Below are 25,836 nucleotides of genomic sequence, written 5' to 3'. Positions count from 1 at the left end.
AACAGACTAACGTAAGTTCAGCTCAGGCACGGTTTGTCCACGTTTACTATAGAACTCGTTCACGAACTCATCGAACTGATCTTGTTCAATAGCATCTCTAATCCCTTGCATCAAACGCTGATAGTAGCGCAAGTTATGAATAGTTGCCAATTGAGCTCCTAGCATCTCTTTGCACTTATTCAAATGATACAGATACGCACGGCTAAAGTTCTGACAAGTATAGCAGTCACATTCAGGATCTAATGGACCTTCGTCATTGCGGTACTGGCTATTACGGATACGTACCACACCAGCATTGTCTGCATCGCCCGTCACAAAGTAATGACCATTACGCGCGTTACGAGTAGGCATAACGCAGTCAAACATATCTACGCCGCGGCGTACGCCTTCAACCAAATCCTCAGGCTTACCAACGCCCATAAGATAGCGCGGCTTGTCTGCTGGCATATCATCAGGGAGGTAGTCTAGGACATCGATCATTTCTTCTTTAGGTTCACCAACTGATAGACCGCCGATAGCATAACCATCAAAGCCAATCTCTAGCAGGCCCTCAAGTGACTGCTGACGTAGATCAGGATACATACTGCCCTGTACGATACCAAACAAGGCGTTGGTGCTGCCCAATCTGTTATGCTCATCAATACAGCGCTGTCCCCAACGTAGCGATAGCTCTAAAGATTTCTTTGCTTCTTCGTGAGTCGCTGGGTAAGGCGTACATTCATCGAACTGCATGACGATATCTGAATTCAGGCTGTACTGAATCTGCATCGATTTTTCTGGAGAAAGAAATACCTTAGCGCCATCGATAGGCGATTTAAAATTAACGCCTTCCTCAGTGATTTTACGCATGGCGCCCAAGCTAAATACCTGAAAACCGCCAGAATCGGTCAAGATAGGTTTGTCCCAATGCATGAACTTATGCAAACCACCAAATTTATCAATCACCTCAGTACCCGGACGTAGCCAAAGATGAAAAGTATTGCCTAGAATAATATCAGCACCGATGGCTTCGATGTCACGTGGCAGCATACCTTTGACCGTACCATAAGTACCAACAGGCATAAAAGCAGGCGTTTGCACATCGCCATGATTGAGATGAACCGTACCACGGCGTGCACGCGTGTCACCGCTGGCCGTTTTATGTAAGACAAATTGCATATGATAACCGCTATGTAAGCTATGAAAATGGCGCTAATTATAGCATTGTTGGTTAATTTTTTGGACATAGATATTGAGTGCTATCCATATACGGTGGACGCGGTACTCAATAACATTGGCTATGGTCACTTTGTCATAACCAAAAAACACAGACCATGCCTTAAAAGACACAAACAGTACGAGTCGTCATTGATAAAGTATCAATCATACTGGTGAGGCATTTAGCGTCATTAGGCTATATGTTAAAAAACTAAAATTTAAGAAACCATACTTTAAAAAACTAGGAAAATAATATGAAAAAGACAGGGTATTTATTATTAGCAGGCGGATTATTGTTGATATCGAAAGGGGCGATGGCGGCTGATGTAGAAGAGCCTGAGTACACGTTATTGGCACAAACAGGCGATTTTGAACTACGTCGCTATGATGAACAGCTCGTAGCACAGACGTGGGTAAGCGGTGACCAACGCGCGGCAAGTCGTGCAGGGTTTAAAGTACTCGCAGACTATATTTTTGGTAACAATACCGCACCAACAGGTGGCAGTAGTAAGATCAGCATGACAGCGCCTGTCACTATGCAGCCCAATAACGATGATGACAGTGACTCACAAAAAATCGCGATGACTGCACCAGTCAGTATGCAACAAGATGACGGGAAGTGGCGCGTACAATTTACAATGCCTAGCAAATATACGATGCAAACACTGCCTAAGCCAAACAATCCAGATGTTGAAATCGTAGAAGCACCTGCACAAACGTACGGTGTGATTAAATTTTCAGGGTTTACTGGAAGTGAAAAAGTAGATAAAAAGACACAAGAGCTACAGGATTGGATGCAAAGCAAAAATCTAACGCCTACAGGTGATCCTGAATTAGCACGCTATGATGAGCCATGGACATTACCGTTCTTGCGTCGCAACGAAGTCATGATTGCCTATGAGCAAAAGTAGTCGTTATACTGGACTCTAAAGGAATGCTACCAGTTTCCTGTACTATCTCGATTATTAATCAAAAAAAGACAGCCATTGCTGTCTTTTTTGTGTTCAATTTTTAGCCAGCTGGTTTAGCTGTTTTGCTCACGGATGATGTTGAGCATACGGCGTAATGGCTCTGCTGCGCCCCATAGTAGCTGATCACCAACAGTAAATGCGCCCAAATATTCAGGACCCATATTAAGTTTACGCAGGCGACCTAGCGCAACAGTTAGTGTCCCAGTTACTGCCACTGGGGTGAGGCGATTCATAGTGGCTTCTTTGTCATCTTCGACTAAGTCCAACCATTCGTTGCCACTGTTTTTGAGCGCCGCTTCGATCTCTTCTAGTGGGATGTCTTTTTTGAGCTTGATGGTTAGGCCCTGTGCATGGCAGCGCATGGCGCCCACGCGTACACACATACCATCGATAGGAATGGTGCTTGCGTCATCATTGCCCAAGATCTTGTTGGTTTCAACACCACCTTTCCACTCTTCTTTTGATTGTTTGTTTTCTAACTGAACATCGATATAAGGGATCAAGCTGCCTGCAAGCGGTACACCGAAGTACTGCGTAGGAAAGTCGGCTGAGCGCTGAGTTTGCGCGATTTTTTTATCAATATCAAGGATAGCGCTCGCAGGATTGGCCAGCTCATCCTGTACAGCGTCATGCAAGACACCCATGCCTGAAATCAGCTCGCGCATGTTATTGGCACCAGAGCCACTTGCCGCTTGATACGTCATTGCGCTGACCCATTCAACCCAGCCTCTATTGAACAGCTCACCGATGGCCATCAGCATCAATGATACGGTACAGTTGCCACCGATAAAGTCTTTTTTGCCACCAACTAGGGCATCGTCAATAACACTGCGATTGACGGGATCAAGAATGATGATGCTCTCATCTTTCATACGTAGGGTACTTGCCGCATCAATCCAGTAGCCACTCCAACCGCTATCACGCAGTGGTTGATGAACTTTTGAGGTATAGTCACCACCTTGGCAAGTAATAACCACGTCACAAGCAGCGAGTGCTTCAATATCATGAGCATCTTTTAGTTGACCGGTCTCAATACCATCAAATTTTGGTGCATCGCCACCCGCATTGCTGGTCGAAAAAAACACAGGCGTGATACCGTTGAAGTCATTCTCTTCTTGCATACGTTGTATCAATACTGACCCTACCATACCGCGCCAGCCTACCAAGCCTACTGTTAAATTACTCATGAAATTCAATCCTATTTACAATTATTTGTTGCGTCATCAACCGATAACAATGCCGTGAATGGCACAAAAAAGCAAGGCGTTTTGGCTATTATTTGGTCATTTTCTATACACTATTAAATATGCTCACTATAACTTTAGGTTATCACTATTCAAAATCACTGAGACATCTACTCGTTTCTAGTATCGTAGAATAATGCTCAGAATGTCGGCGCATTTACACATACTCATTATACTAAGGGGTCTGACATTGTAAATTTTTATGACAGTTGCCCCATAATCATGACTCACTTGTAGGCGAAAATCCTATGAAATGCTAAAGTAAGCGTCTAGCATCATTACCTAACGTCAGTTCGGTCACATTAAGACTATGATGCACTGCGTCATTGAACAAACGATACCTGACATCATGGACTCTATTATCCTCTCAATAAACGGTTAGTACATACTATGGATCTCTCACTATTATATTATGGCCTACAGTGGCTAGCAGGATTCATCGCATTTGTCACAATCTGGGGCTGGATACCGCTTGATAACTGGTGGGTGCGCGGTGTTGAGTTTCCACGTATCCAAATCATGGTGCTTGGTATTATTGCTTGGCTGGGAATGATTGTGTTTTCTTCAGAGTGGGAGCTGGGTCAATGGGTACTGTTCGTTATACTTAGCATTACTTTAGCCTTTCAGCTGAGAATGGTCCTGCCTTATACCAAGCTATGGAAAAAGGAAGTCCAAAAAGCAAAAGATAAGCCAGAAGGAAAAGTCCATCACTTAAAAATTATGGTATCAAACGTACTGACACCTAATGATGAGACGCAAAAACTGGTTGATTTGGTTGGACAAAAGCAGCCTGATATTTTAATCACCTTAGAGAGTGACAAAAAGTGGGAAAAAGCATTGCACCAAATTGAATCTGATTATCCTTATACGGTCAAGGTACCACTCGACAACCTATATGGTATGCATCTGTATTCTAAGCTTGAGCTGATAGATCCTGAGGTTAAGTATCTGATGATCGATGACATACCTTCTGTTCATACTCAGCTGCGTCTGCAGGGCGGACGGGTGATTTGGTTATATTGCTTACATCCCATGCCGCCTAGTCCAACTGAAGCTGATAAATCAACCACGCGTGATGCTGAGTTGCTCATGGTTGGCAAACACATTAAAGAAAATAACCAAACGGCGATATTGGCTGGTGATCTCAACGATGTGGCATGGTCAAAAACAACGCGACGTTTTCAGCGCATCTCGGGTCTACTAGATCCTCGTATTGGTCGACATTTTATCAATACTTTTCATGTCAAATACCCGTTTTTGCGTTGGGCTTTAGACCATATCTTTCACAGTGCTTGTTTTACGGTCGTCGATATCAAGCGTATGCCGTCTATAGGGTCAGATCATTTTCCTGTAATGACCACTCTGCAATACGAGCCAGAGGAGACTAGTAACCAAGAGGGCAATGCACCTACTGCCGAAGCAGAGGATGTTGAAGAAGCAGACCATAAGATAGAAGAGGGCAAAAAAGAAGGCAAAAAAGTATCAGATGAGCATAGAGAAGAGCAGCGCAATTTTGCTTAATAATCAATATTACAGGCAGCTGGAACTGGTGCTGTCGTAACGTAAGCATATGCTTACGTCAAATAAGGTCTTTAGCTTCTATTCGTACTACATTGATTGTCCTATAATACCTCCATCAACACAAGGATACGCAAGGATGCAGTGTTGAGACGGTACCAATAAAAGAACAGGTCAGCCCGCTGTCTTATATGTTACTGTTTATGACTCAGGATGAGTCAACATGGAAGAGAGATAATAACAATAATATGAAGCGTCAAAGCCCCGAACCAATCGCCCTAGGTTCGGGGCTTTTCTTTGTGTGTTATTTGGAAAGGCAATGGGTTGCTAAATAGCTAGCGGTATTCAGACATCTGTATTGGATAAGTTTGTTGTCAGCTATCTTTATGATTCAATAATAAGTTATCCATTTTTAGGTAGCAAAAAAGGGCACATGCTACTGCACATACCCTTTTTTCGTTAAGCTGTCTGATACTGGTATTACTACTTATTGCCGAGTAATCAAACAATGAGCATTTAGCCCAACACTTGGACGTAAGCACCTGCACGTAGCTCTTGTAACCAGTCTTCTTTGGCTTGTGGCGCTAGGCGCTGATACAACGCTTGACGTGCCATATTACGGCGATACTGTTCGCTAACATCTTGCTCACGCTTGCCATCGACTTTTAGTATGTGCCAGCCAAACTGAGTTTTGAACGGTGCAGAGTAATCACCAACTACAGTGTTTTTCATAGTGGCTTCGAATGGGCCAACCATATCTTCTTCACTGACCCAGTCTAAATCACCACCGCGCCCAGCTGAGCCTGGGTCATCTGAATAAGTCGACGCTAAACTAGCAAAGTCAGCACCGCTACGCAATTGGTCGTACAGGTCGTTGATTTTTTGTTCAGCAAGCGCATCAGTCTGAAGTTCATCTACTTTAACTAGAATGTGACGAGTATGCCACTGCGGTATGAGCATTGTATCGCTGGCCTTTTTATCAGCCAATTTGATGATATCGATACCTTCAGGTGTTAATAGTGGCTCACTAACTGCGCCAACATCAAGCTTGGTTATCTTACTCGATAACTCTGTAGGTAGAGAGGCTGCTTTATGAAAGCCCATATCTCCACCTTGAATAGGAATAGGGTAGCTTCCTTGACTTGCCGCAACAGCTTCAGAGACACTGACGTTTGGCGCAAGCAGGCGAGTACGTAAGTTTTGAGCCACTGCTAAGGCTTCTGCGCGCTGCGCTTCTGACAAGCGGCTGTAGTCATCTATATAAGGAACACGGACGTGTACGGTTTGATATTCACTTTGGTTTAGACGCTTTGCTTCTGGTGATGCCAAAAACGCATCAATATCTTGTTCACTAATGCGCACACGGCGACTGATTTGACGCTGCTGCAGTGCTTGGATAGAAGCCTCTTCAATAAGCTGAGCACGCAGCGCAGCGTAGCTACCAGGACGGGCGGCATCTAGACGTTGCTGCAGTCCCGAGATGCTATTGATGCCTTCAGCTTGGGCGATCTGAGCTAAGCGCTGATTGATATCCGCTTCATCAGGCGATACACCGACACGTTTTACCATTGATAATTGCAGTTCACGCAAGATCAGGGCATTTAGCACTTCAGACTGTAGCTGCGATGAGTTGGCAATAGGTTCTCCTGCTGCTCGTGCACGCGCTTGAGTTTGCGTAATAGCATTGACCAGCTCACTTTTTAGAATGGCATTTTCGTTTACTAAGGCAACGATACCATCTGTACTAGTAGCAGGTGTCAAACGAGCTGCCGTGCTTTGTTCGGCGGTCGACGATGCTGGTACTGCTGCAGGTTTTACAGTGGCTGCTTGAGCACTTAAGGTAAGCGCAAGGCTAGCGCCCGTAGATAGCAGTACAGCACGGCTGGTTTGACGTAAAGAAAAAAATCTCATGATGCTCCTCATCAATGTCATCGCATCGGATGGTAGTTGGTCAACGCTATCCAATACTGTTAATAATCAATTATTCGACAGCGTTGACCATAATAGGGGTTCAAGTAATGTCTTACAAATATTCGTCTAAATAATAGGTCACGCTAGCAAAAAGTGCATTAGTCTTTCCATGCTGTCTGAACAGGTTCGAAGCCCAACACTTTGTCAGCGAGCAATCGTGTTAAGCGGCTGCTGCCACTACCAAGACCATTCAACCGTATCTCTGCCATAACCGCTTCTGTTGGTTCGTCTTTCACATTTAGGTCATTATAGTAACGACGACCATAAACTGCAAAACCAAAGCAACAATCTTCGTAATCAACGCCGATAAGTGAATCAAGCATCTTATTACTATTATAATCATATTGACCTTGAGCCAATATCCGCCAGCTATTATTGATAGGGAAAACAGCAGAAGCCGTAAAAGCAGACAATGGCAACTGATCCGTATTTTCGTCGCGCTGACGTTTAACATAGCCCACATTGAATAAGCTATTGTCTGAGGGTTGATAGCGTAGCTCAGTCGTAATATAGTTCAAATCATAGTCGTTAGTCAGCGCACCGCTGACATCAACCCAAAAATTATTGTAAGGTTGGGTACTGGTATCCCATACCATGCCCGAAGACGAGGAGTTGAAAACTCGTTGCTCATCATCAAGCGTTACACGTCCATCATCTATATAGAACTGTTCTGCAATGCTACCATCAAAACGTGTCACACCCGTTGCATCGATGTAACGATAATTGACGCCAGGCGTGATAGAGTGCAAATCCTGCAAGCGATCATGCCCTAAGAACCAACTGTCCGAAAATAGCTGCTCATAGTTGATAGAGGCAATACGAGTATTAAAGTTAGGGATATCATTTTGGTTCTTGTACGGCGAGTACGTGTATTTGACTCGTGGACTGAGCAAGCGGTAGCCACCCATAGTGTCATCAAAAGCACCAAAAGGTGAGCCTGCTTGATAGAAGTTCAGTGCCGCATCAATACTGGCTTGTGGCACGAATACGGACTGGCTACCATCTTCCTCACTAATATCATTATCTGCCAAGCTGTCCTCATCATATGAGGTATAAAGATGTTGCAAGCTCAGCTTCGGTCTAATATAGCCCCAAGATCTCTCCATCGGGTAAACGGCGCTCAGTTTATTATAGATACGTGCGCCGCTCTTCTCATCCTCAGAACCATCATCGATAGATTTTTTGAAATAGGCAGAATCATGTACGCCAGTGATGTCAAAGTTCTTTGCCCACGGTAGTCTATAGTCAAGCTTAAGCTGTGGTAGGCGTGAATAGGGCTTGTCCTTGTCTTCTAACGCCTCACCATCATCGGTAAAAGCATCTAGTGTCTGAAAGGTTTCAACCTTTAGCTCACCATCGACGTAATCATTATAATAGTTAACGCGAGCACGGCGTGGTAGGTTGATGGTGTTATCTGATAAACCTAAATTATCAAAATCATCAAGATAGTCTGAATCCGAAACATAGCTATATTTGGCATCCGCACTCAAGCGTGGAATATCTTTAGATGTCCAATAGTGATCATAAAATAAGCTTTTACGATCTTCATCATTGAATTCTTTGTCGTTAGGCAAGTAAGAGCCGCTAACGATCCCTTCACCATAATTTTCGGTCAAGTAGCGAAACTCGCCTGACAACATAGGGTTGCGGTTGGTATATATTTGAGTGTTGAGCGTGGCGTCATAATTGGGTGCTAGATTAAAATAATAAGGCACATCAAGCTCGACACCGCTTTCGCTACTCACGCTAGCACTAGGTAACAAAAACCCACTGCTACGCCGGCTGTCTATCGGAAAATTAAAGTAGGGGAGATAAAATACAGGTACGTCAGCAATACGAAAGGTAGTGTCGTAAGCTTCACCGCGTCCAGTATCGGTATTTAGATCGATACTTTTTGCATCGAACTGCCATTTACGATTGGTAGGCGGACAGGTACTAAACATCACCTCGTCCAACTCGTACTCACTATCGTTGGGTTTGTTCAAGCGCTTAGCATAACCATGTGCTTGTAACTCGACACTAGCAAAGGCCACATCATTGGCCGTTGATTGTCCAGTTTCTGTATTATAGTTCAGGCTATCTGCGACTCCAATCAGACCGCCTTGCCTCGCTTTATCATTTAGGCTCGTTTGAGAGCGGTTTGGCGTACTTTTGACTGATTTTCCAGTTGCCTGATCAGTAAACATAACCTTGCCTTGTGCAGCGGCAACGCCGTTACTCAAGTCAATAACGACCTTTTCTGCTTCAATGTGCTGGGTGCCTTGATCGACTTTGACATTGCCTGACAGCTCAGCATAGTTAATATTGTTGTAATAACCATAGTCTGACTCTGTAAACAGGGGCGCTTGGTTATTCGGTACGCTATCTACATCAGCACCAGCTTCATTCACAGCACGCTGGTAATTAGGGTTGCTTTGTGGATAGACCCATTGACCTTCACAGCGCTGCGCGCTATCTACCGCACTTGGAAGTAGCCGTAAGTCTTTACCGACTTTTGGAATGGTTTGGGCTGCTGGTGCTAAGGTGCTTTGGGTATCCTCTGATTCGACGATCGTTACCTCATCGACATTATCTAAGGTAGAAGTGTTTAAGGCAGAAGTGTCTGTTTCTGGCGTGAGCTCATAAAATTCTGCCAAACGCGTGAGGCTGGCTTGAATGCTCTCATCACTAGTATCGAGCTGTTGGTTATCTGTTACTGTGCGGTTAGGTGTAATAGTCGTGCTGGCCCGTGTGTCATTGATTTTTGGAGCACTGTCCACTGTATCTACGGGTTGTAGAGATGACGTATCATCGGCTTCATTAATTGCTGTGATGCTTAGCTCTGAGTCAACGTCTGAGTCGTCAGAGGCGTAGCTGTTCGCACTGCTCATTGATGGCTCAGTTGACTGGGTGTCAGCATCGTTGATAGCTGCACTGACAGATAGACTAGAAAAGCCTAAGGCACCAAATAAGATCAAACGAATGCTTTGGTAAAGCGGAGAATATAACAAGGGCACACCTATGATTGCAGAGCCTATTGGATTGCGATACTGAATTGCATAGCCATACTGTTCGACAACACATCACTGTCAACAAGTGGCTAAAAGATCACTTATTGGTAGCGTCGTCTCAAGAGTTTGGCTATTTACATATAATGACGACTAATCATAGTCAAAAAAAACCAAATCAGCTACACTATTTACCAAAATTTATAATATAAGCAAGCTGATTGTGAACGAGATAGAGCGTTCAGTTGAGCATCAAATACTGAGTAATATCTTTATACGTCTACTGGCGCTGATGTTGCGGCCCAGGACAGGGCTATTTTAGCAAGTATTTGCCTGACTTATCACTACTTTAATTATTTATGATTTATATTTAACCAACGACACCCATTATGACTGATAAAATGACTATAGAGCCTGACATGATCGATAACAATAACGATAATCGCAAACAACAACTAGAGCAGTGGCTGCAGCAAGTATTTACAGACAAAGCTTTTAATTTGGAGAGTTTGCCAGGTGATGCGAGCGCGCGTCGCTATCATCGCATTCAACTATTAGAAGCTAATAAGTCAGAAAGTACGCGTTACATTGTTATGGACTCTGCTGATGAACAAGATGCTATGCGTCAGTTTATCAATGTTGCCAAACTCATGTCGCCTGCCATCAATGTACCGACGCTCGTCGCGCAAAATTTGGAAAAAGGGTTTTTGGTACTACAAGATTTTGGTGCTACAGAATTTGCGCATCTGCTCACAGACGCAGCGCCAGCGCAAATCAACGACTATTATCAACTGGCAATGCAGACACTAGTAGCGCTGCAAACGGTACCCGTTGAGGCTGCAAAATCTGAGCACCAGCTGCCAGATTATGATACAGCGCTACTGGATCGTGAGATGAACCTATTTAGCGAATGGTTTATACCTTATATCGGGGTCGATCTAAACGAGACGGTATGGGAGAATTTGAAAACCGCATTGATAAATGCAATCTTGTTGCAACCACAAGTAGTTGTCCATCGTGACTATCATAGCCGCAACCTGATGCAAGACCAAGCGGACACATCACGTTTGGGTGTGATTGATTTTCAAGACGCCGTGATCGGCTCTTACACGTATGATTTGGTGTCGCTAGTACGCGATGCCTATGTCGAATGGCCAGAGAGTCAAGTGTCTACATGGATTAACGACTTTTGGCAGTTACAACAGCAAAAATCACTCTCTACAGCAGACACTGCGTCACAGCTTGAAAACGATGTGAACGTCATGGGTGTACAGCGTCATCTAAAGGTGCTGGGTATTTTTATTCGATTATCTGAGCGTGATGGCAAAGATCGCTATCTAGCGGATATTCCCAAGGTCATGCGTGATCTAATTATTGAATTAAACTGGTTGGCTAAACAAGGAAGTGACGACATCGCGCTTGCCGTTCGACCGTTCAATCAATGGCTACAAGAGACGATCTTGCCTGCATATCAGGACAAATTTACGTCACTTTCACGTTCTTAGGATGAGTCGCTACAATAATTATCAGTCAAACTCAGCACTGAAACAATGAGTACTTAAATAACGAGTACTTAAATAACGAGTACTCAAATAATAATATAAAAAGGAGCGTACATGTCGACATCTACGTCTAATATTACGCAAGCAATGATTTTGGCTGCTGGCAAGGGCACACGTTTGCGTCCATTAACATTAGAGACGCCAAAGCCCTTGGTCGAGGTCGGTGGTCAGCCGCTTATTGTGTGGCACATCAAAGCATTACAGGCAGCAGGTATTACTGACATTACAATCAATGCCTCCTGGTTGGCTGACAAACTTATGGATAGCTTAGGTGATGGGTCGCAATACGGAGTCACGCTGCATTGGTCAGTAGAGGACGATGAGCCGTTAGAGACGGCAGGTGGTATTTTTCAAGCGCTACAATCAGGAAAGCTGCGAGATGAGCCGTTTATTTTGGTCAACTCTGATGTTTGGACGACCTACAATTTCGCTCAGTTACAAGACTATGTGCTGAGCGCCGACCAGCGCGCGCATTTGCTACTCATTGATAACCCAGAGCACAACAATGGTGGCGATTTTGCGATCAATAATGGTCTGGCTAGTGAGCACCCGGTTGGCGACGCAGACAAATATACCTTTGCAGGTATTAGTGTGATGTCACCCGCATTGGTCGAGGGATTAGTACCAGGGCAGCCTGCTGCATTGGCGCCGCTGCTCAAGCAGGCGATGATTAAGTTTCAGATTACTGCTGAAGTGATTACGGATAACTGGATAGACGTGGGCACCCCTGAGCGTCTGACACAAGTAAATGACTTTGTTGAACAAAATGATATGGAGAGTCACCAAGGTAGAGCAGACTAGCTAATTTAGCAAAAACTCACAAAAAAGCAGCGTTGAATCATCAACGCTGCTTTTTTATGGGTTTCGACATTTATCTTCAATGTCAGTAGCTATAGTCCCAGATGTTGTTTATTAAACACCCATAGCAAGTTTAATGAGCTGTGCAATCGTAAACACAACTAAAAACCCTGCTGTATATAGACCAATAAACCATAACCATTGAGATTGTTTTTTACTGAGCTTTTTCATATCTTTCTCCTGATTAGCGTATGAACAGTGGCTATCGACTATCAACAGTAATAGCCACCGTTTCTAGCTGATCCGTTACTTATCACTATTAGCGATCAGTACATCGGATTATGATCAGATTTACCCTTGAACGTATAGTAAGCAAAAGCGGTATAGCTCAAGATAATCGGTAGCATGATAACCGCGCCAATAAGCATAAATGATAGCGAAGTATCCGCCGCCGCTGCCTCATAAATCGTCATCTGATACGGTACGATATACGGGAATAGCGCAAAACAAACACCAATATAACCCATCAGAAATAGCGCAACTGTCAATAAAAACGGACGATATTCACGTTCGGTCTTCAAGTCTTTACGCATGACAAAGAACAAAATCACAGCAATGACAGGCATAGGGGCAAGATATAGCAGCTCTGGAAAACCAAACCATCCTTCTAACGCATCAATGTCCGAGAAGTACATAAACGCGGTGACAACAATCATCGCTACCACTAAGGCGCTCAGCATCCAGCCTGAGACTCTACGCGCCCATACTTGTAGAGTATGTTCTGTTTTTATGATAAGCCACGTCGAGCCAAGTAAGGCATAACCAATAATCATGGCAAATCCGCAAACGATCGAGAAAGGCGTAAACCAATCAAACGGACCACCCGTATAGAGACGGTTGCTGGCCTCTAGCCCTTGCACCAACGCCCCAAGCATAATGCCCTGAGAAAAGGTAGCAACGACTGAGCCTACAAAAAAGAAAGTGTCCCATACATGTCGACGCGACGATGACTTGAAACGAAACTCAAACGCCACCCCGCGCATGATAAGACCGAAAAGCATGGCAGTCACAGGCAGGTAGAGACCTGTCATGATAATACCGTAAGCAACAGGGAATGCGGCAAATAGACCGCCGCCGCCTAATACTAACCATGTCTCGTTACCATCCCAAAAAGGGGCGATAGAATTCATCATACGACTGCGGTTTTTGTCTGAGCCTGCAAATGGGAACAAAATTCCGCAGCCCAAATCAAACCCATCAAGCAGCACATAGATAAAGACAGATAAAGCAATCAATCCGCCCCAAATGAGAGGTAAGTCTAATACATCACCGAAGTTAAACATTAGCGTAATCCTCCATCATCGACATCATCTGCAGGCGCATCTAAGTCCTCTTCAGTATTTTTGGCAGGATTGCTATCGCCACTCAATGCGCGACCTTGGCTTTCTGTTACTGAGTGCTCATAAAAGTTGTCTTCAGCAGGATCTGTATAAGGCTTAGGACCTTGAGCAATCAAGCGTAAGATATAAAAACTACCGGCACCAAAAACAAATATATAGAGCACAATGAAGCCAATGAGTGTCGTAGCCACTTGCTGCGCTGCAAGAGGAGACATACTTTCAGCAGTACGAATCACCCCATATACTGTCCAAGGCTGACGTCCTGTTTCAGTCACGAACCAACCGGACAATAGAGCAATAAAGCCAAGCGGGGTCATCATCATCCACGCACGGTGGAACCACACGCTATCAGAATTGAATTGTTGTTTCTTAAAGTATTTGTAGAGACTAAATAAGCCAACCAGTACCATAAGCATACCGATACCAACCATGATACGAAACGCCCAGAACACAATGATGACCGGTGGCTGATCTTCAGGGGCCCAGTTCTTCAGACCTTTGACTTCACCATCCAATGAATGGGTAAGAATCAAACCAGTCACATAAGGAATTTTTACTTCATATTTATTGGTCTGGTTTTCTTGATCAGGAATCGCAAATAGTCGTAGAGCGGCACCGCGCTCATCTTCCCAGATACCCTCCATTGCAGCCACTTTGGCTGGTTGATGCTCAAGCGTATTTAGACCATGTTCATCTCCAATCAACACCTGCGCTGGCGCGACAAAGATAGCCATGATCATCGCCATACCAAGCATCACGCGACCATGCTCACGGTGATCGGCGTGTTTTTTGGATTGGATATAGTAAGCACCAATACCACCGATAACAAAGGCAGTCGTCAAGAATGCTGCAGTCATCATATGGGCGTAGCGGTAAGGGAACGAAGGATTGAAAATGATCTCAAGCCAGTCGGTTGGATAAAGTAGACCGTCTGCACCCATCATAAAACCTTGAGGGGTTTGCATAAAGCTGTTGGCAGACAGGATCCAAAATCCCGAGATTAGCGTACCGATGGCGACAATGGCAGTCGAGGCAAAGTGCATGCGCTTGCTGACACGTCCCCAGCCAAATAGCATGATACCCAAAAAAGAAGCTTCTAAGAAAAATGCGGTCAATACTTCATAGGCGAGTAGTGGGCCTAAAACGTTACCTGCCTTGTCAGAGAAGACAGCCCAGTTGGTACCGAACTGGTAAGACATCACCACGCCAGATACCACACCCAGACCGAAAACGACGGCAAATATCTTGACCCAATGCTTGTAAACTTCAGCATAAATAGGATTACCAGTTCTCAACCAGCGAAATTCAAGCACTGCAAGCCAGCTGGCAAGTCCGATAGAGAAGGCAGGAAAGACAATATGAAACGAGATAACAAAAGCAAACTGAATGCGTGCGAGCATCAGCGCATCGAGCTGGTCTATCATAAATGTAGCGAACATAAACGGTTACTCTCATCTGTTAGCTGAATAGCGCTGGCTTCCGTACAACGCTCAAGTAACTGTCCGTAACTGTACATAGATCAAGGTGACAATGATTACGGGCAATGGCTTTTGGTGATACAAACTTTAGCAACATTAGGCATAAATTGTGGCTAAGCTTGCGAGTCACGGTTTAGCTGGATTGAATAATTTATGTCCCTATAAATTCATATATTACAGTCATGTGCTATAGATATATTATGCGCTTCCCTAGATAGTCACGCAACCCGAGTAGGTAGCCAGTCACGTACCTAACAGTCATCGAAATAACTGCTAATCGCCCTTGAAAAATAATATTAATTTTATAAAAAACAACAGCTTAAAAATTAGCCATATCGTTTAAGAAAGCTGCTGTCTCTGTTTTTGTGTGGTGATCTACGCTACCAGATACCCATAGATAACAAAAACATACATCATTCTTGTAACTGTTTATGAAGTATTCTTCGTAACGTCAAAATAGTCTGTGGATTGGTTTGGATACTATGACCACCGCTGATAACAGTTTCAGAAGCAGCGCCATCTAAGTGCGCGCTAGTATAAGGGACGATACCATCTGACAGGCGTTCAGTCAGTGCTTGGCTAATGTCATCATTGACAGTCACCGCTGCGACTGTTGGCTTATCTGACTGATTTGATGTGTTTTCTGTCACGCTAACACTAGCATTCTCGTCTTCGATATTTTTTTCTGTCGCTTGAGATAGGTCGACTTTGACACCTTCTGGCTGTGTTTGTGCTAGCCCTTGGGTAATGTCGGCATCATTATTGGCAATAATCGAATGATAGGTCACACGGTCATTAATCGTCAGGTCTTTGGTCAGTTCGATAAAGGAGGATTTGTTACTTAACTGACTGGCACCGTTTTGTAAATACAAGGCCCCTAATGGGTTTTGCGCCAGATCGCCTTGTGTCGCAATGGTGGCTAAGTTATCAGTGACGGTTTTCGCCAACCCAACTGGCAAATAGACAATGCGGCGCAGTGCACGCGTGAACCAGCGGTCTGCATAGTCAGTACCTCGAAAGGGTGCGGACAGAAACACAGCGGTGTCGACCTGTGGCAGTGATTGTAGCTCAAACCTTTTTTTGAGTTCTTTTTCACCGAAAGAGGCTTTGAGTGCATCACGAATTTGTCGTTTTTCGCTATTGGACAGCACCTCTTGGTCATCTAGTCTGTCTAAGTCATCAACCAAATCATCATCAGATAGCATCATTCTGGCAATGAGTGCTCCCATACTGTGGCTGATAATCAGACTGTTCTGACTGGCGCGGTTTTGCCCATTGGGATCCGTCTGCTCATAAGTACTATTGATTAACTGTTGAATTTGATAGCGGTTTTCTAAAATAGGTAAGTTGGTTGGATAAAATATCTGCCAAACTTGGTAGTTGTCACGCAGTTTGTCGTCATTAAGAATATCGTTGGTCAGATTAACCCATGTTGCCGGACTCGAGGCCAGACCATGCAGCATAATGATGACACGCTTATCAGGATCATAAGGCTCAAGCATAAAGAGTTTAGGCAGTCTTGCCTCCGGCTGACGCGTGATCAAGTTCAGGTAGCCGACACTATCCAATTGGTTTTCTGCCAGCCACATACCGTAGCCTGCTGAAAAGTTGGCAGCCAAAGGGTAGTTATCGTTGAGGACGTTGACAGTTTCGGTCTGGTAAGGGTTGTACAAATGAACGTCGAGCTGACGGCTACCCAGCACATCCAATACGCTATCACCGCTTGGTTTTATCAGGCCTGTTAGCAGTAGGTGACCTGTAGGGTAAATGCGAGTGCTTGGTTCACTCTCTGTTTTATTCTTATCATCATCGGCTAATCGACCTGATAGAGATGACGTGAGCAACTGACGAATCGTCGTGGTATAACGATCGTCCAATGAAGCAACCAAGCTGATGCCCAAACCTGGGCGTTTACTGACAGAGTTGAGTCCAGACAAACGCAGCTCATAAGTGGAGACTAAATCTGCTAGTGCAGAGTCTTGCTTATGAGCATTTTGCAGATAGTTGTTTTCATTTGGCAAATAAATACCAAGGTTATAGCCATCTACTTGTACATTCATGACCTTGATCTGATCAACCGCTTTGCCTTGTAGCGGTGCGCGATTGGCAATGGCTGCTTGCTCGCTACTATCGCGTTTAGCAGCAGGGATGGGCAGGTATTCTACCTTTGTGTCATTCATCAACTTATCGGCGTCTTCTGTCGATCGATAAAGTTGAGTGATGACATCATTGCTGGCAGCATTGTAGATATCTTGGGTCTGAATATCGTTGTCAGTTGGGATGCGAGTCTGTGCGTGGGCACTGCTGTAACTCTTATCGGCACCCTCAAAGTCATGGGTCAAGCTGTCATAAAATAAATAGGTATAGCTAGATTTTACGGCGTCAAATAGTCGTTCCTGATAGCTATTGAGACATAGATTGGTTGCGTCTTGCTGTTTTTTCGCATCAGCGTCGCTCAAAGGCGCGTTGGCATAATAGGGGTCAAGTGGCGGGCGAGCAAGGGCATTACGACAGTTTTGTGAATCAGCGAGCTGGCGCGCTTTTGCGTAGTGCAATTCTGCAAAAATAGCCAGTGCAGGTCGGTAGTGCTTATTTAAAATACTGTCAGTAAGCTGGGTCAAACACAACTCAAATTGCTGCAAGCAGGCTTGTTCATTTAGACCTGCAGATAACAAGGCAGATGCAGTATCGCTGCTCAGCTCATTATCAGTGACGATGTTACCGCGCTGTGCTGAGATGGTCTTGGCTGATGCTTGTCTTTCTACCGAGACGACACTACATGCTGGTAGTAGGGTAGCCGCTACCAATAATACGACTGAAGTAACAAACGGCGTTTTTTTATTGGTGGATATCATCGTATGCTTGCTAGGGCTAACAGGAGTCATAGGTCAGTCCAGTAAAAGGGTAGTTTTGAGAAGAGATTAATTAAAATACTTTTGACTATAATGAGTGTAGCGCAACTTGTGACATTAGACTATGTTATTTGAGGTGCTATGACTAAGCGGTAAGCTTCAAAATGAGAGTATTTGCCTGAATAAGCTGAAGTAACCACTAGAGCGCTATAATTATTATTGTAACAGACACAAAAAAGCGCCTGTGTTTGTATTAATGGTTATATTAATAGAACAAAGGCGCTTTTTTGTTTGGAGCTATTGTGCCAGGCTAGTGCTGTTGTTTACTCATTTTAGCCATAAACCTGCAGACTCAATCTACGCACCGGGTTTGACATTGATGTCAGGTGCTGGAATATCCCAAATGTAGAACTTACCTTCTTCAACGAGTTTGATTTGTTGAGGGATAACCGTATTGTTAGGGTATTGTCCCTCAAGGCGACGTAAGCGCTCTAATGCATTAGCACGGCGATCACTGAGTAGGTCTGATTGCGCCAAGCTTTGTTCAGCTTCGGTATAGCCAACAGAAACCGCTTTCTCTAGATACTTTTGACCTTCCTTAAATCCGCCACCTTCTGATAGCATCATACCGTACAAGAAATTAGCTTCGCCGCTATTTGGCTGAATTTTGATAGCACGGTCGACATACTGTCCGCCGCGCACCGTATAGTCTGAGCCTAGATCTAGATTTCGACCCATACCATTTAGTTTGGCTGCACGGAGCAAGACGTCATAAGAGGCATTTGGTGATTTGGCATATGGCTCGATCCAGTCAGTCAAGACTTTGATTTTTTCGCGAGTGTAATGGCGCTGAGTGCGGTTAGGGAAGTTTGGTGGATAGTGACGAGCATTGGGCGATACATCTGCGATGAAATCATCAAGTAAGCTGACGTCAAGTTTATCAGTACCTAGACCTGTTTGCTGTGGAATCAGTACGGTCTTAACAAAGCTCATATCTGAAAGCTGTACTCGCGGTGTTGGAATATTTGGCAACTGACCGCTACGAAGATCAATACCGGCAGCAGACATTGGACCAGGCTCATAGACGCGAGTGGTGCCGCTGATCACGGGAGCATTAGCTGGACTCATCATTTGTGATGCTGGTGGCTGAGCGGCGCTGACAGGTACACGATTTGGTTGAGTATTGCTTGACTGCATCATCTGTGCTGCCTGTGCCGTGCTCAAAGGAGTACGGTTAGGCTGAGCGTTGGTTGACGGCATCATTGTCTGAGTACCAACTGACTGAGTGCCATTAGAAGGAGTAGCTTCTGTTGTACCTTGAGCGGTATTGGCCGCTGCACCTGGCCTTGCCAGACGAATCACACGCTTGCTCGAGTCTACAGCACTGGGTACCGAAGTAGCTGTAGCATCAGCTTCTGCAGCATGTACAGGTGCTGATAGCATCATCGTACAGGCTGCAGCTAGGGCGGTCAAAGTTGCAAGCTTCGGTGACTTGTTCGGTGACTTGGCAGCAGTATTATTAGAGTAGATAGCTTTCATAGAAATCATTACCTTGTTTAATTTATTTAGTCGTTATTTATTCATTGGCCGGTTGATCATCGGGATATATCGTCACTACCAAATCGTACAAATTTTTAATACCCTAGCAAATTAAGCTTTACGCTATCTGTGGTAGGATTGTTAATCGCTAGTATTGGATACGCTCAACAGTACGCGCCTTACTAGTGATAAAAACAACGATGCCTTCATCTACAAATACCTACAAATGATAAGCGGTGGCTTTCATACGATTGGCCATCCAGCGCATGGTCTGGCGGACAGGTGGTGACAATGCAGCGCCGCCACTCGCTAGAGCCAATTCGCGATGATGCAGCTCCTCGATATCCATTTGTGCCAGTATCTCTCTTGAGCGCTGATCATGTTGTGGTAACTGATTAATATGGTCTTGGAGATGCTCGCTGACCTGCGCTTCTGTCTCCGCGACAAACCCCAGACTAAACTCATTTGAGATCGCCCCTGCGACTGCACCCAGCCCAAAAGACATGCCATACCAAAGCGGTGTAAAGACACTAGCATGGCTACCGAGCTCGTTTAAGCGCGTTTCGCACCAGACCAAATGATCGACTTCTTCTTCAGCAGACTCTTGCATGGCTTGTTTTACATCTGTGTCTTTGGCTGCAAACGCCTGCCCGTGGTATAGACCTTGCGCACAGACCTCACCAGTATGGTTGATACGCATCAATCCTGCGACATGACGCGCCTCAGTGATGGTCAGCTCAGGAATCTCATCACTGCTCACCGGTAACGGGCGCGCACTAGGGTTTGAGTTTGGCACGACAGCTCGTAATGCTTTGTCGACCCCAAGTAGTAATTGGTCGACTTTGGATAAGGGACGCAGGGCCATGGTTCACTCCTGATGGCGTTAAATTCTATCAATAAAATAAGACTAGCGACTGCTCTCAGGCAATAATCCTATACACAGCTTTTATGCACATTACTATAGCAAACAATCCAAATTATCGGCATCAATATTATGATCTTGAGCACTATCAATTGCTATAGCCAACCAAGTTCAATATTGCCTGTTCATAGGACTGTTTTTTATAAGATCACTCTTATGGGGTTATCTCGTCATTGGTTTGAATGACGGCATGTTTGATATGCTTGTTCAATTTAATGTATAAAAAAGTACCAAAGGCAATATTGAGCACACCAGTTACCAAGAATAGCTGCGGTAGACTTAGTCCTAGTGAGTTTAAGATAACAATCGCAAAAATCGCTGATGTCACCATAAATATCGCATTAAAGATGTTATTAGCACCTACAATACGTGCGCGATGGCTTTTAGGGGCATAGGCCTGCATAGAGGCATATAAAGGCACAATATATAAACCACCACTGAATCCCAAAAAGAACAAATCAGCAAAAACGCGCCAGCTACCACTCGTACCAAACAAATCACCAATACCGAGCAATACATCATTATTCACGTTTATGTTTAAGCTGGATAGGGAAAAGTACAAATCAATAGCAAAGATACTCAATCCAGCAATACCGAACGGCAGCAAGCGTAAGCTCACTTGATTTTTGGTCAACGATTTGCATAATAGTGATCCGATCGATACCCCGACCGAAAACAGCGTCAATAAAAAGATAACGACTGACTCATCACCGTGCAAAATCACCTTGCTAAATTCTGGTACTTGGGTCAAAAAGGTCGCCCCATAGAACCAGAACCAACTGTTGCCAAGAATGACAAAGAATAAAAACGGCAGCGAATATAAGTAGCGTACCGTGGACAAACTGGTAGTGATGATATTCCAGTTGACCTTGAGGTCCGGCTGCATGGCTGGCATATTAGGAATATAACGAGCCGCTAGATAGCCTAATACAGCGACAACTAATACCGTGGCACTGATCCAATACAACGATTGTGATAGCTGAGTCAATATACCAGCGACGATCATACCTACAAGAATAGCCAAGGACGTACCCATCTGAAACAGACCATTAGCACCGACCAGCTCATCTTCTTTCATAGCTTGGGGCAGATACGCGTACTTAATCGGTCCAAAGAAGGTCGAGTGCGTCCCCATCAAAAACAAGGCGACAAATAAGAGCGCATACCACTCAAAGACAAAGCCAACCGCAGCGATTGCCATAATGACCAGCTCAAGCATTTTGATAAATCGTGTGAGCTTTGATTTTTCATACTTATCAGCAATCTGTCCTGCCAATGCCGAAAACAAAAAGTAAGGCAGAATAAATAGCATTGCCGCCAAATTATTTAAAATACTGACTTCTACACCCAACTGACTGGCAGCGGTATAGGTAAGAACCAATATGAGCGCTTGTTTGAATATATTGTCATTAAACGCGCCCAAAAACTGCGTGAAAAACATGGCGCTAAAACGGCGGCGCTTGAACAACTGAAACTGATTGGACATGAACGTTCCTACAGATGAGACGCGGCTAATAAAGTAAGAAAAAGCCCTGAATATAGCTTATAGTATTATGGTAATCGTCAGTATTATCAAAAACTTATCAAAATATAGCATAGGTTTTATGAATATTAAGCCGTATAATAGCAAGGCTTAGGTAAAAATACATGTAACCTGCGCTATGATTTCATAATTAACTAAGTTATGATTTATAAATTTTATATGGTTGTATTAAAAGGTGAGAGCGACGGTAAAGTTGACGACCTGCTATCAATCAAAACTGTCTGTATGGTGTCATGGTTCTAGTGCTACCGTTTGCATTGGTAACGTCCATCATTGAGAGCAAAGTAGTCAACCATTCATTCAGCAAACTGCGATAAGCTTATTCACCGGTCAGACTTAGCGATAGCTATCGTTAATAAAAGTGCGCCGTGTGAGGCGATAGGACACAAATATGACACAGCACCCTTTAACTCGAGCACGCAACACAACCACAAAGCAGCGTGATAGGGTGAGTATTCAAAGCAACACCAGTATTCAAAGCGTCTATGTCACCGCGCCGCGTATGTATTTTAAGCGCTCAGCACTTTGTACTGCGCTAGCAACCAGTCTAGTCAGTATTGCCCCTGTAGCATTGGCGGAAACAACCAGTAGCACAGGGGTTACAAACCAATTTACCAGCAATCAGATGGTTAGTAACCAAGCTGCTGACAATCAATCAGCTACGCTATCAGACGATGATACCCAGCTAAATGCTGCCTTGGATGCGTTGCGTCTAAAAAAAGCCGTAGAACAAGGCATCATCGATCAGTCGGTCTTAGATGACTATAACGAACAAACCTTAGGTAACCAAACCTCTGGTGCTAATCAGTCGTCCACTCAAAATAGCAGTGTTCAAAGTAGCAATGTTCAAAGTAGCAGCTCCCAAAACAACACCCTTCGAAATTCGAACCTCTTTAATGATGATTTGTTGCAGCAGGCAACGGCCGTACAGCAGCAAGGCTATCAGATGATGACGCCTGAGCAGATCGATCGTGAGCTTGCGATGCTGGACTTGCAAAACGCTCAAGATATTGACAACATAAATAATATCAGTGGCGACAGTGCCTTTGATGCGCCAATCGCCACGTTAGATGATACAACACCGCCTATAGGCTTGGATATTGATCTGGATGCGACCAATCTACCCACACCTAGCAATCTTGATACCTTAGGTACAGGGGAGACGATAGAGGAACGGGCAGCTACTGCTGAGATCATGGCACGTCCTATTGATGTCAGTGATTCTGTAAGTAGCGGACGTGTCAATACAGCAAATAATATCAATAATGAGATAATAGCGGGCAACAGCGATACATCAGATCAAGGCAGTACGCCTGCAGAAATTATCAATCCTGATGATTATTTACCCGATTACGAAAGCAATACCCAAGCGGTAAATCAAAGTATCGAACAAGCCGATAAACCAAAGCCACGTGCTCGCAACAGAGGCAATATTGTTAAGCGTCTCTATAATCGCTTTTTCAACGGCGGCGTGATGGCGCTGCCGAATGTAGAGACCACTGTCTATCTAGAGCAACTGTCAGCTGAAGATGCCCCTAATGGTGAGGCTGTACTTGTCGAGGCTGATAACGATATTCAACCGATAAAAAACATCAAAGCTACACTTGATGATACGTCGGTACAGTCGGTTATTGATTTTACAGCAGCATTGCCACGCTTGCGTGAGACGGCACTAGATGCGGCAAAAGCGGTCGGCTACTATGATGTTACCCTACGTTTGAGCCAGCCTGATCGCGATACAGTCAACGTTGTTATTGAGGCGCTGGGCGAGCCTGTACTTGTAGACAGCCGTATTGTTGAGATTCGCGGTGAAGGTGGCGAGCAAGAAGAGTTTGTTGCGCTCAAAACAGAGCTGCCACCCCAAGAAGGTGATATCTTCAACCACCGTGTGTACAAGAGTAGCAAAGCTGCGCTTGAGTCTTTGAGTAATACCTACGGATATTTTGATCAGTATTGGTTGAACAAATCTGTCGATATTATCTTGCCAGACAACAAAGCTGATGTCTCGTTGGTATACAACACAGGTGACCGCTATGAGTTTGATGATGTGGTTTTCTTTACATATGACAAAAAGACCAACACGCTGACACAAGACCCTGACAAACTACCAGTAGAGTTGTCATTACTGCAGCAACTGTACGAATTCACACCAGGCGACCCGTTTTATCGCCCATCAGTGACAAAGTTCAGTAATGACTTATCAGCGACCCGTTACTTTAATACTGTCAATGTCGAGTCCATACTGCCACCTGATGATAGTAGTCAAGCGAGTACATTGGCGTTTGACAACACGCCTACCAATAGCGATGGTACATTAGATGATGATGTCAATGACGACAGTATTTTAGATGCTGCCAATGGTAATGGGTTTGCTAGCCTGACTAATAGAGAAGATACTCTCAACGACAATAGCGATATTGGCGGTGAAGGTGACAGCGCATCGACTGCCAACAGCGGGGAGATGGTCAACGAAGCTGATATCGCTGCCATCGAATTTGAAGCTGATGAAGCGACGCTCGATAAACTACAAGCAATAAGACAAAAAGCAGAGCGCTTAAGCCGCCTACCAAATGATCGTGTGCTAGATGAAAAAGACCAAGAAGCTGATAATCTATTAGGAAAAATCAGTGACTCAATCAGTAACGTGGCGCAAAAGATATTCCCTGACGAAGAAAGTATATTGGCCGACGAAAACTTCGTTCCTCCGACATTAGCGGGACGCAAAACGCCGCAAGACGTTGCGACGAGCAAAAAAATACCGCTATATGTTTTTGTAGCTGCTGATAAGCCCCGTGACGCTCAAGTTGGTTTGGGTTATGGTACGGATACAGGGGTTCGAGCGACGGCAAAGATAGATTACAACTTGCTGAACCGTCAAGGTTATCAAGCAGGTGCAGAGACTGAGGTCTCAAGAATCAGCAAAAACGTCGCGGTCTATGCCAGTCGCCCTTGGAATCATCCACTCAATGATAAGTTGGACGCACGTCTTACTTATGAAGAAGAAGTCATTGACCAAGGTGAAGGTAACTTTGATCTGTCTACCAAAACGCTAAAAGCAGCGCTAGCACGTAATATCCGTAGTGATAATGGCTGGAATCGCAGCTACTCTGTGCGCTATCGTTTAGATGAGCTTGAGACGGGTGTTGATGGAGCAGCGCTTGACGACTTGCCGATACGCTTTACCTCGTCCAGCCCTAAGCAGCAAGCGTTGCTATTTGGCTATGGTATGAACAAGACTGATACGGATAGTGCTACTAACCCGACGCGCGGTATACGTCAGTATTACTCGATTGAAGCAGGTGCTGATAAAGCACTAAGTGATACGGATTTGGCAATCGTTCGTGCTGGTGTCAGCGGTATCTATAGTTTCGGTGACGACAACAAACACCAAGTGCTAGGTAGCGTGAATGGTGGTTATATTTGGGCGGATGATTTTTATGATGTTCCTTATAAGCTGCGCTTTTTTGCAGGTGGTGATCAGAGCATCCGCGGCTATGATTACGAGAGCCTGTCACCGCTAGAAAATGGTTATCTGACAGGTGGTCAAGTATTGGCGGTCGGTAGTGCAGAGTATAACTATGAGTTCAGACCAGGCTTTCGCGGTGCGTTCTTTACCGATGTTGGTAACGCCTATGACAAAGACTTTGAGACTGAGACAAAAGTCGGCGTTGGTGTCGGTATTCGCTGGGCATCTCCTGTTGGAATGGTACGCGTCGATGTCGCCGCAGGGGTGACAGAAGAAAGTATTCCTGTGCGCCTACATTTCTTTATTGGCTCACCATTGTAAGTGCTCGCTTTATAAACGTGCAATCAGATTGTTTAAACCGTCTTATCTATTACCCATCGCGCCGATC

General features: G+C 44.6%; 16 protein-coding genes. 5 read left to right on the top strand and 11 right to left on the bottom strand.

What is annotated here, in order from left to right; genetic code table 11:
- Positions 1–6: 6 nt before the first annotated feature.
- A complete protein-coding gene (gene tgt / locus AC5JP1_RS06045) occupies positions 7–1,158 on the bottom strand; it encodes a tRNA guanosine(34) transglycosylase Tgt (protein WP_319050055.1) in 1,152 nt (383 codons plus the stop codon).
- Between the two features lie 293 nt (positions 1,159–1,451).
- On the opposite strand from tgt, the gene AC5JP1_RS06040 reads away from it, so the two are divergent.
- A complete protein-coding gene (locus AC5JP1_RS06040) occupies positions 1,452–2,108 on the top strand; it encodes an SOUL family heme-binding protein (protein ID WP_443524560.1) in 657 nt (218 codons plus the stop codon).
- Between the two features lie 113 nt (positions 2,109–2,221).
- On the opposite strand, the gene asd is transcribed toward AC5JP1_RS06040, so the two are convergent.
- Positions 2,222–3,355 carry an aspartate-semialdehyde dehydrogenase gene (asd, locus tag AC5JP1_RS06035; RefSeq protein ID WP_443524558.1) on the bottom strand — a complete coding sequence of 378 codons (1,134 nt, stop codon included), beginning with the start codon at positions 3,353–3,355 and terminating at the stop codon, positions 2,222–2,224.
- A gap of 447 nt (positions 3,356–3,802) precedes the next feature.
- On the opposite strand from asd, the gene AC5JP1_RS06030 reads away from it, so the two are divergent.
- Positions 3,803–4,933, top strand: coding sequence for an endonuclease/exonuclease/phosphatase family protein (locus AC5JP1_RS06030; RefSeq protein ID WP_443524556.1), 1,131 nt, complete (start codon positions 3,803–3,805; stop codon positions 4,931–4,933).
- A 513-nt stretch (positions 4,934–5,446) separates the two neighbouring features.
- On the opposite strand, the gene AC5JP1_RS06025 is transcribed toward AC5JP1_RS06030, so the two are convergent.
- Positions 5,447–6,841, bottom strand: a complete 1,395-nt coding sequence (locus tag AC5JP1_RS06025) for a peptidylprolyl isomerase (RefSeq protein WP_493843522.1) — start codon at positions 6,839–6,841, stop codon at positions 5,447–5,449.
- Positions 6,842–6,999: 158 nt separating this feature from the next.
- Positions 7,000–9,891, bottom strand: a complete 2,892-nt coding sequence (locus tag AC5JP1_RS06020) for an LPS-assembly protein LptD (protein ID WP_493843521.1) — start codon at positions 9,889–9,891, stop codon at positions 7,000–7,002.
- Between the two features lie 386 nt (positions 9,892–10,277).
- Here AC5JP1_RS06020 and AC5JP1_RS06015 point away from each other — a divergent pair, with 386 nt between their 5' ends.
- Both AC5JP1_RS06015 and murU read left to right on the top strand, forming a co-directional pair.
- Positions 10,278–11,393 (top strand): aminoglycoside phosphotransferase family protein, encoded by a 1,116-nt coding sequence (locus AC5JP1_RS06015; protein WP_493843520.1) that lies wholly within the window; start codon positions 10,278–10,280, stop codon positions 11,391–11,393.
- Positions 11,394–11,504: 111 nt separating this feature from the next.
- On the top strand, positions 11,505–12,251 hold the full coding sequence (gene murU / locus AC5JP1_RS06010; protein WP_493843519.1) for an N-acetylmuramate alpha-1-phosphate uridylyltransferase MurU: 747 nt from the start codon (positions 11,505–11,507) through the stop codon (positions 12,249–12,251).
- Between the two features lie 111 nt (positions 12,252–12,362).
- Here the strand turns inward: murU and AC5JP1_RS06005 are convergent, their stop codons facing one another.
- The 7 genes from AC5JP1_RS06005 to AC5JP1_RS05975 form a co-directional block, all read right to left on the bottom strand.
- Positions 12,363–12,479: a DUF2474 domain-containing protein gene (locus tag AC5JP1_RS06005; RefSeq protein ID WP_423725573.1), complete on the bottom strand. Its 117-nt coding sequence runs from the start codon at positions 12,477–12,479 to the stop codon at positions 12,363–12,365.
- A 95-nt stretch (positions 12,480–12,574) separates the two neighbouring features.
- Entirely contained in the window at positions 12,575–13,591 is a 1,017-nt protein-coding gene (gene cydB / locus AC5JP1_RS06000; RefSeq protein WP_443524549.1) for a cytochrome d ubiquinol oxidase subunit II, read from the bottom strand.
- Complete coding sequence (locus tag AC5JP1_RS05995; protein ID WP_442967625.1) at positions 13,591–15,087, bottom strand: cytochrome ubiquinol oxidase subunit I; 1,497 nt, start codon at positions 15,085–15,087, stop codon at positions 13,591–13,593. The genes cydB and AC5JP1_RS05995 overlap by 1 nt, the downstream gene beginning before the upstream one ends.
- Positions 15,088–15,539: 452 nt before the next feature.
- Positions 15,540–18,011, bottom strand: coding sequence for an esterase/lipase family protein (locus tag AC5JP1_RS05990; RefSeq protein WP_493843518.1), 2,472 nt, complete (start codon positions 18,009–18,011; stop codon positions 15,540–15,542).
- Between the two features lie 324 nt (positions 18,012–18,335).
- Positions 18,336–19,517 carry a tetratricopeptide repeat protein gene (locus AC5JP1_RS05985; protein ID WP_493843517.1) on the bottom strand — a complete coding sequence of 394 codons (1,182 nt, stop codon included), beginning with the start codon at positions 19,515–19,517 and terminating at the stop codon, positions 18,336–18,338.
- 220 nt (positions 19,518–19,737) lie between these two features.
- On the bottom strand, positions 19,738–20,376 hold the full coding sequence (coq7, locus tag AC5JP1_RS05980; protein WP_493844442.1) for a 2-polyprenyl-3-methyl-6-methoxy-1,4-benzoquinone monooxygenase: 639 nt from the start codon (positions 20,374–20,376) through the stop codon (positions 19,738–19,740).
- Positions 20,377–20,593: 217 nt separating this feature from the next.
- Entirely contained in the window at positions 20,594–21,925 is a 1,332-nt protein-coding gene (locus tag AC5JP1_RS05975; protein ID WP_443524544.1) for an MFS transporter, read from the bottom strand.
- A gap of 448 nt (positions 21,926–22,373) precedes the next feature.
- On the opposite strand from AC5JP1_RS05975, the gene AC5JP1_RS05970 reads away from it, so the two are divergent.
- A complete protein-coding gene (locus tag AC5JP1_RS05970; RefSeq protein WP_493843516.1) occupies positions 22,374–25,769 on the top strand; it encodes an autotransporter assembly complex protein TamA in 3,396 nt (1,131 codons plus the stop codon).
- Positions 25,770–25,836: the final 67 nt, after the last annotated feature.

The sequence above is a fragment of the Psychrobacter sp. H29 genome (assembly GCF_059073055.1).
The sequence above is the reverse complement of the archived record's forward strand: the minus strand, read 5'-3'. Positions and strand labels throughout refer to the sequence as shown.

Excerpts from the sequence above, each read along its gene's own strand:
- AC5JP1_RS06030 (WP_443524556.1), top strand. The coding sequence starts at position 3,803 with ATGGATCTCTCACTATTATATTATGGCCTACAGTGGCTAGCAGGATTC.
- AC5JP1_RS06015 (WP_493843520.1), top strand. The coding sequence starts at position 10,278 with ATGACTGATAAAATGACTATAGAGCCTGACATGATCGATAACAATAAC.
- AC5JP1_RS06040 (WP_443524560.1), top strand. The coding sequence starts at position 1,452 with ATGAAAAAGACAGGGTATTTATTATTAGCAGGCGGATTATTGTTGATA.
- cydB (WP_443524549.1), bottom strand. The coding sequence starts at position 13,591 with ATGTTTAACTTCGGTGATGTATTAGACTTACCTCTCATTTGGGGCGGA.
- AC5JP1_RS05975 (WP_443524544.1), bottom strand. The coding sequence starts at position 21,925 with ATGTCCAATCAGTTTCAGTTGTTCAAGCGCCGCCGTTTTAGCGCCATG.
- AC5JP1_RS05990 (WP_493843518.1), bottom strand. The coding sequence starts at position 18,011 with ATGACTCCTGTTAGCCCTAGCAAGCATACGATGATATCCACCAATAAA.
- AC5JP1_RS06025 (WP_493843522.1), bottom strand. The coding sequence starts at position 6,841 with ATGAGATTTTTTTCTTTACGTCAAACCAGCCGTGCTGTACTGCTATCT.
- AC5JP1_RS05970 (WP_493843516.1), top strand. The coding sequence starts at position 22,374 with ATGACACAGCACCCTTTAACTCGAGCACGCAACACAACCACAAAGCAG.
- AC5JP1_RS05995 (WP_442967625.1), bottom strand. The coding sequence starts at position 15,087 with ATGTTCGCTACATTTATGATAGACCAGCTCGATGCGCTGATGCTCGCA.
- AC5JP1_RS06005 (WP_423725573.1), bottom strand. The coding sequence starts at position 12,479 with ATGAAAAAGCTCAGTAAAAAACAATCTCAATGGTTATGGTTTATTGGT.
- asd (WP_443524558.1), bottom strand. The coding sequence starts at position 3,355 with ATGAGTAATTTAACAGTAGGCTTGGTAGGCTGGCGCGGTATGGTAGGG.
- murU (WP_493843519.1), top strand. The coding sequence starts at position 11,505 with ATGTCGACATCTACGTCTAATATTACGCAAGCAATGATTTTGGCTGCT.
- AC5JP1_RS05985 (WP_493843517.1), bottom strand. The coding sequence starts at position 19,517 with ATGAAAGCTATCTACTCTAATAATACTGCTGCCAAGTCACCGAACAAG.
- tgt (WP_319050055.1), bottom strand. The coding sequence starts at position 1,158 with ATGCAATTTGTCTTACATAAAACGGCCAGCGGTGACACGCGTGCACGC.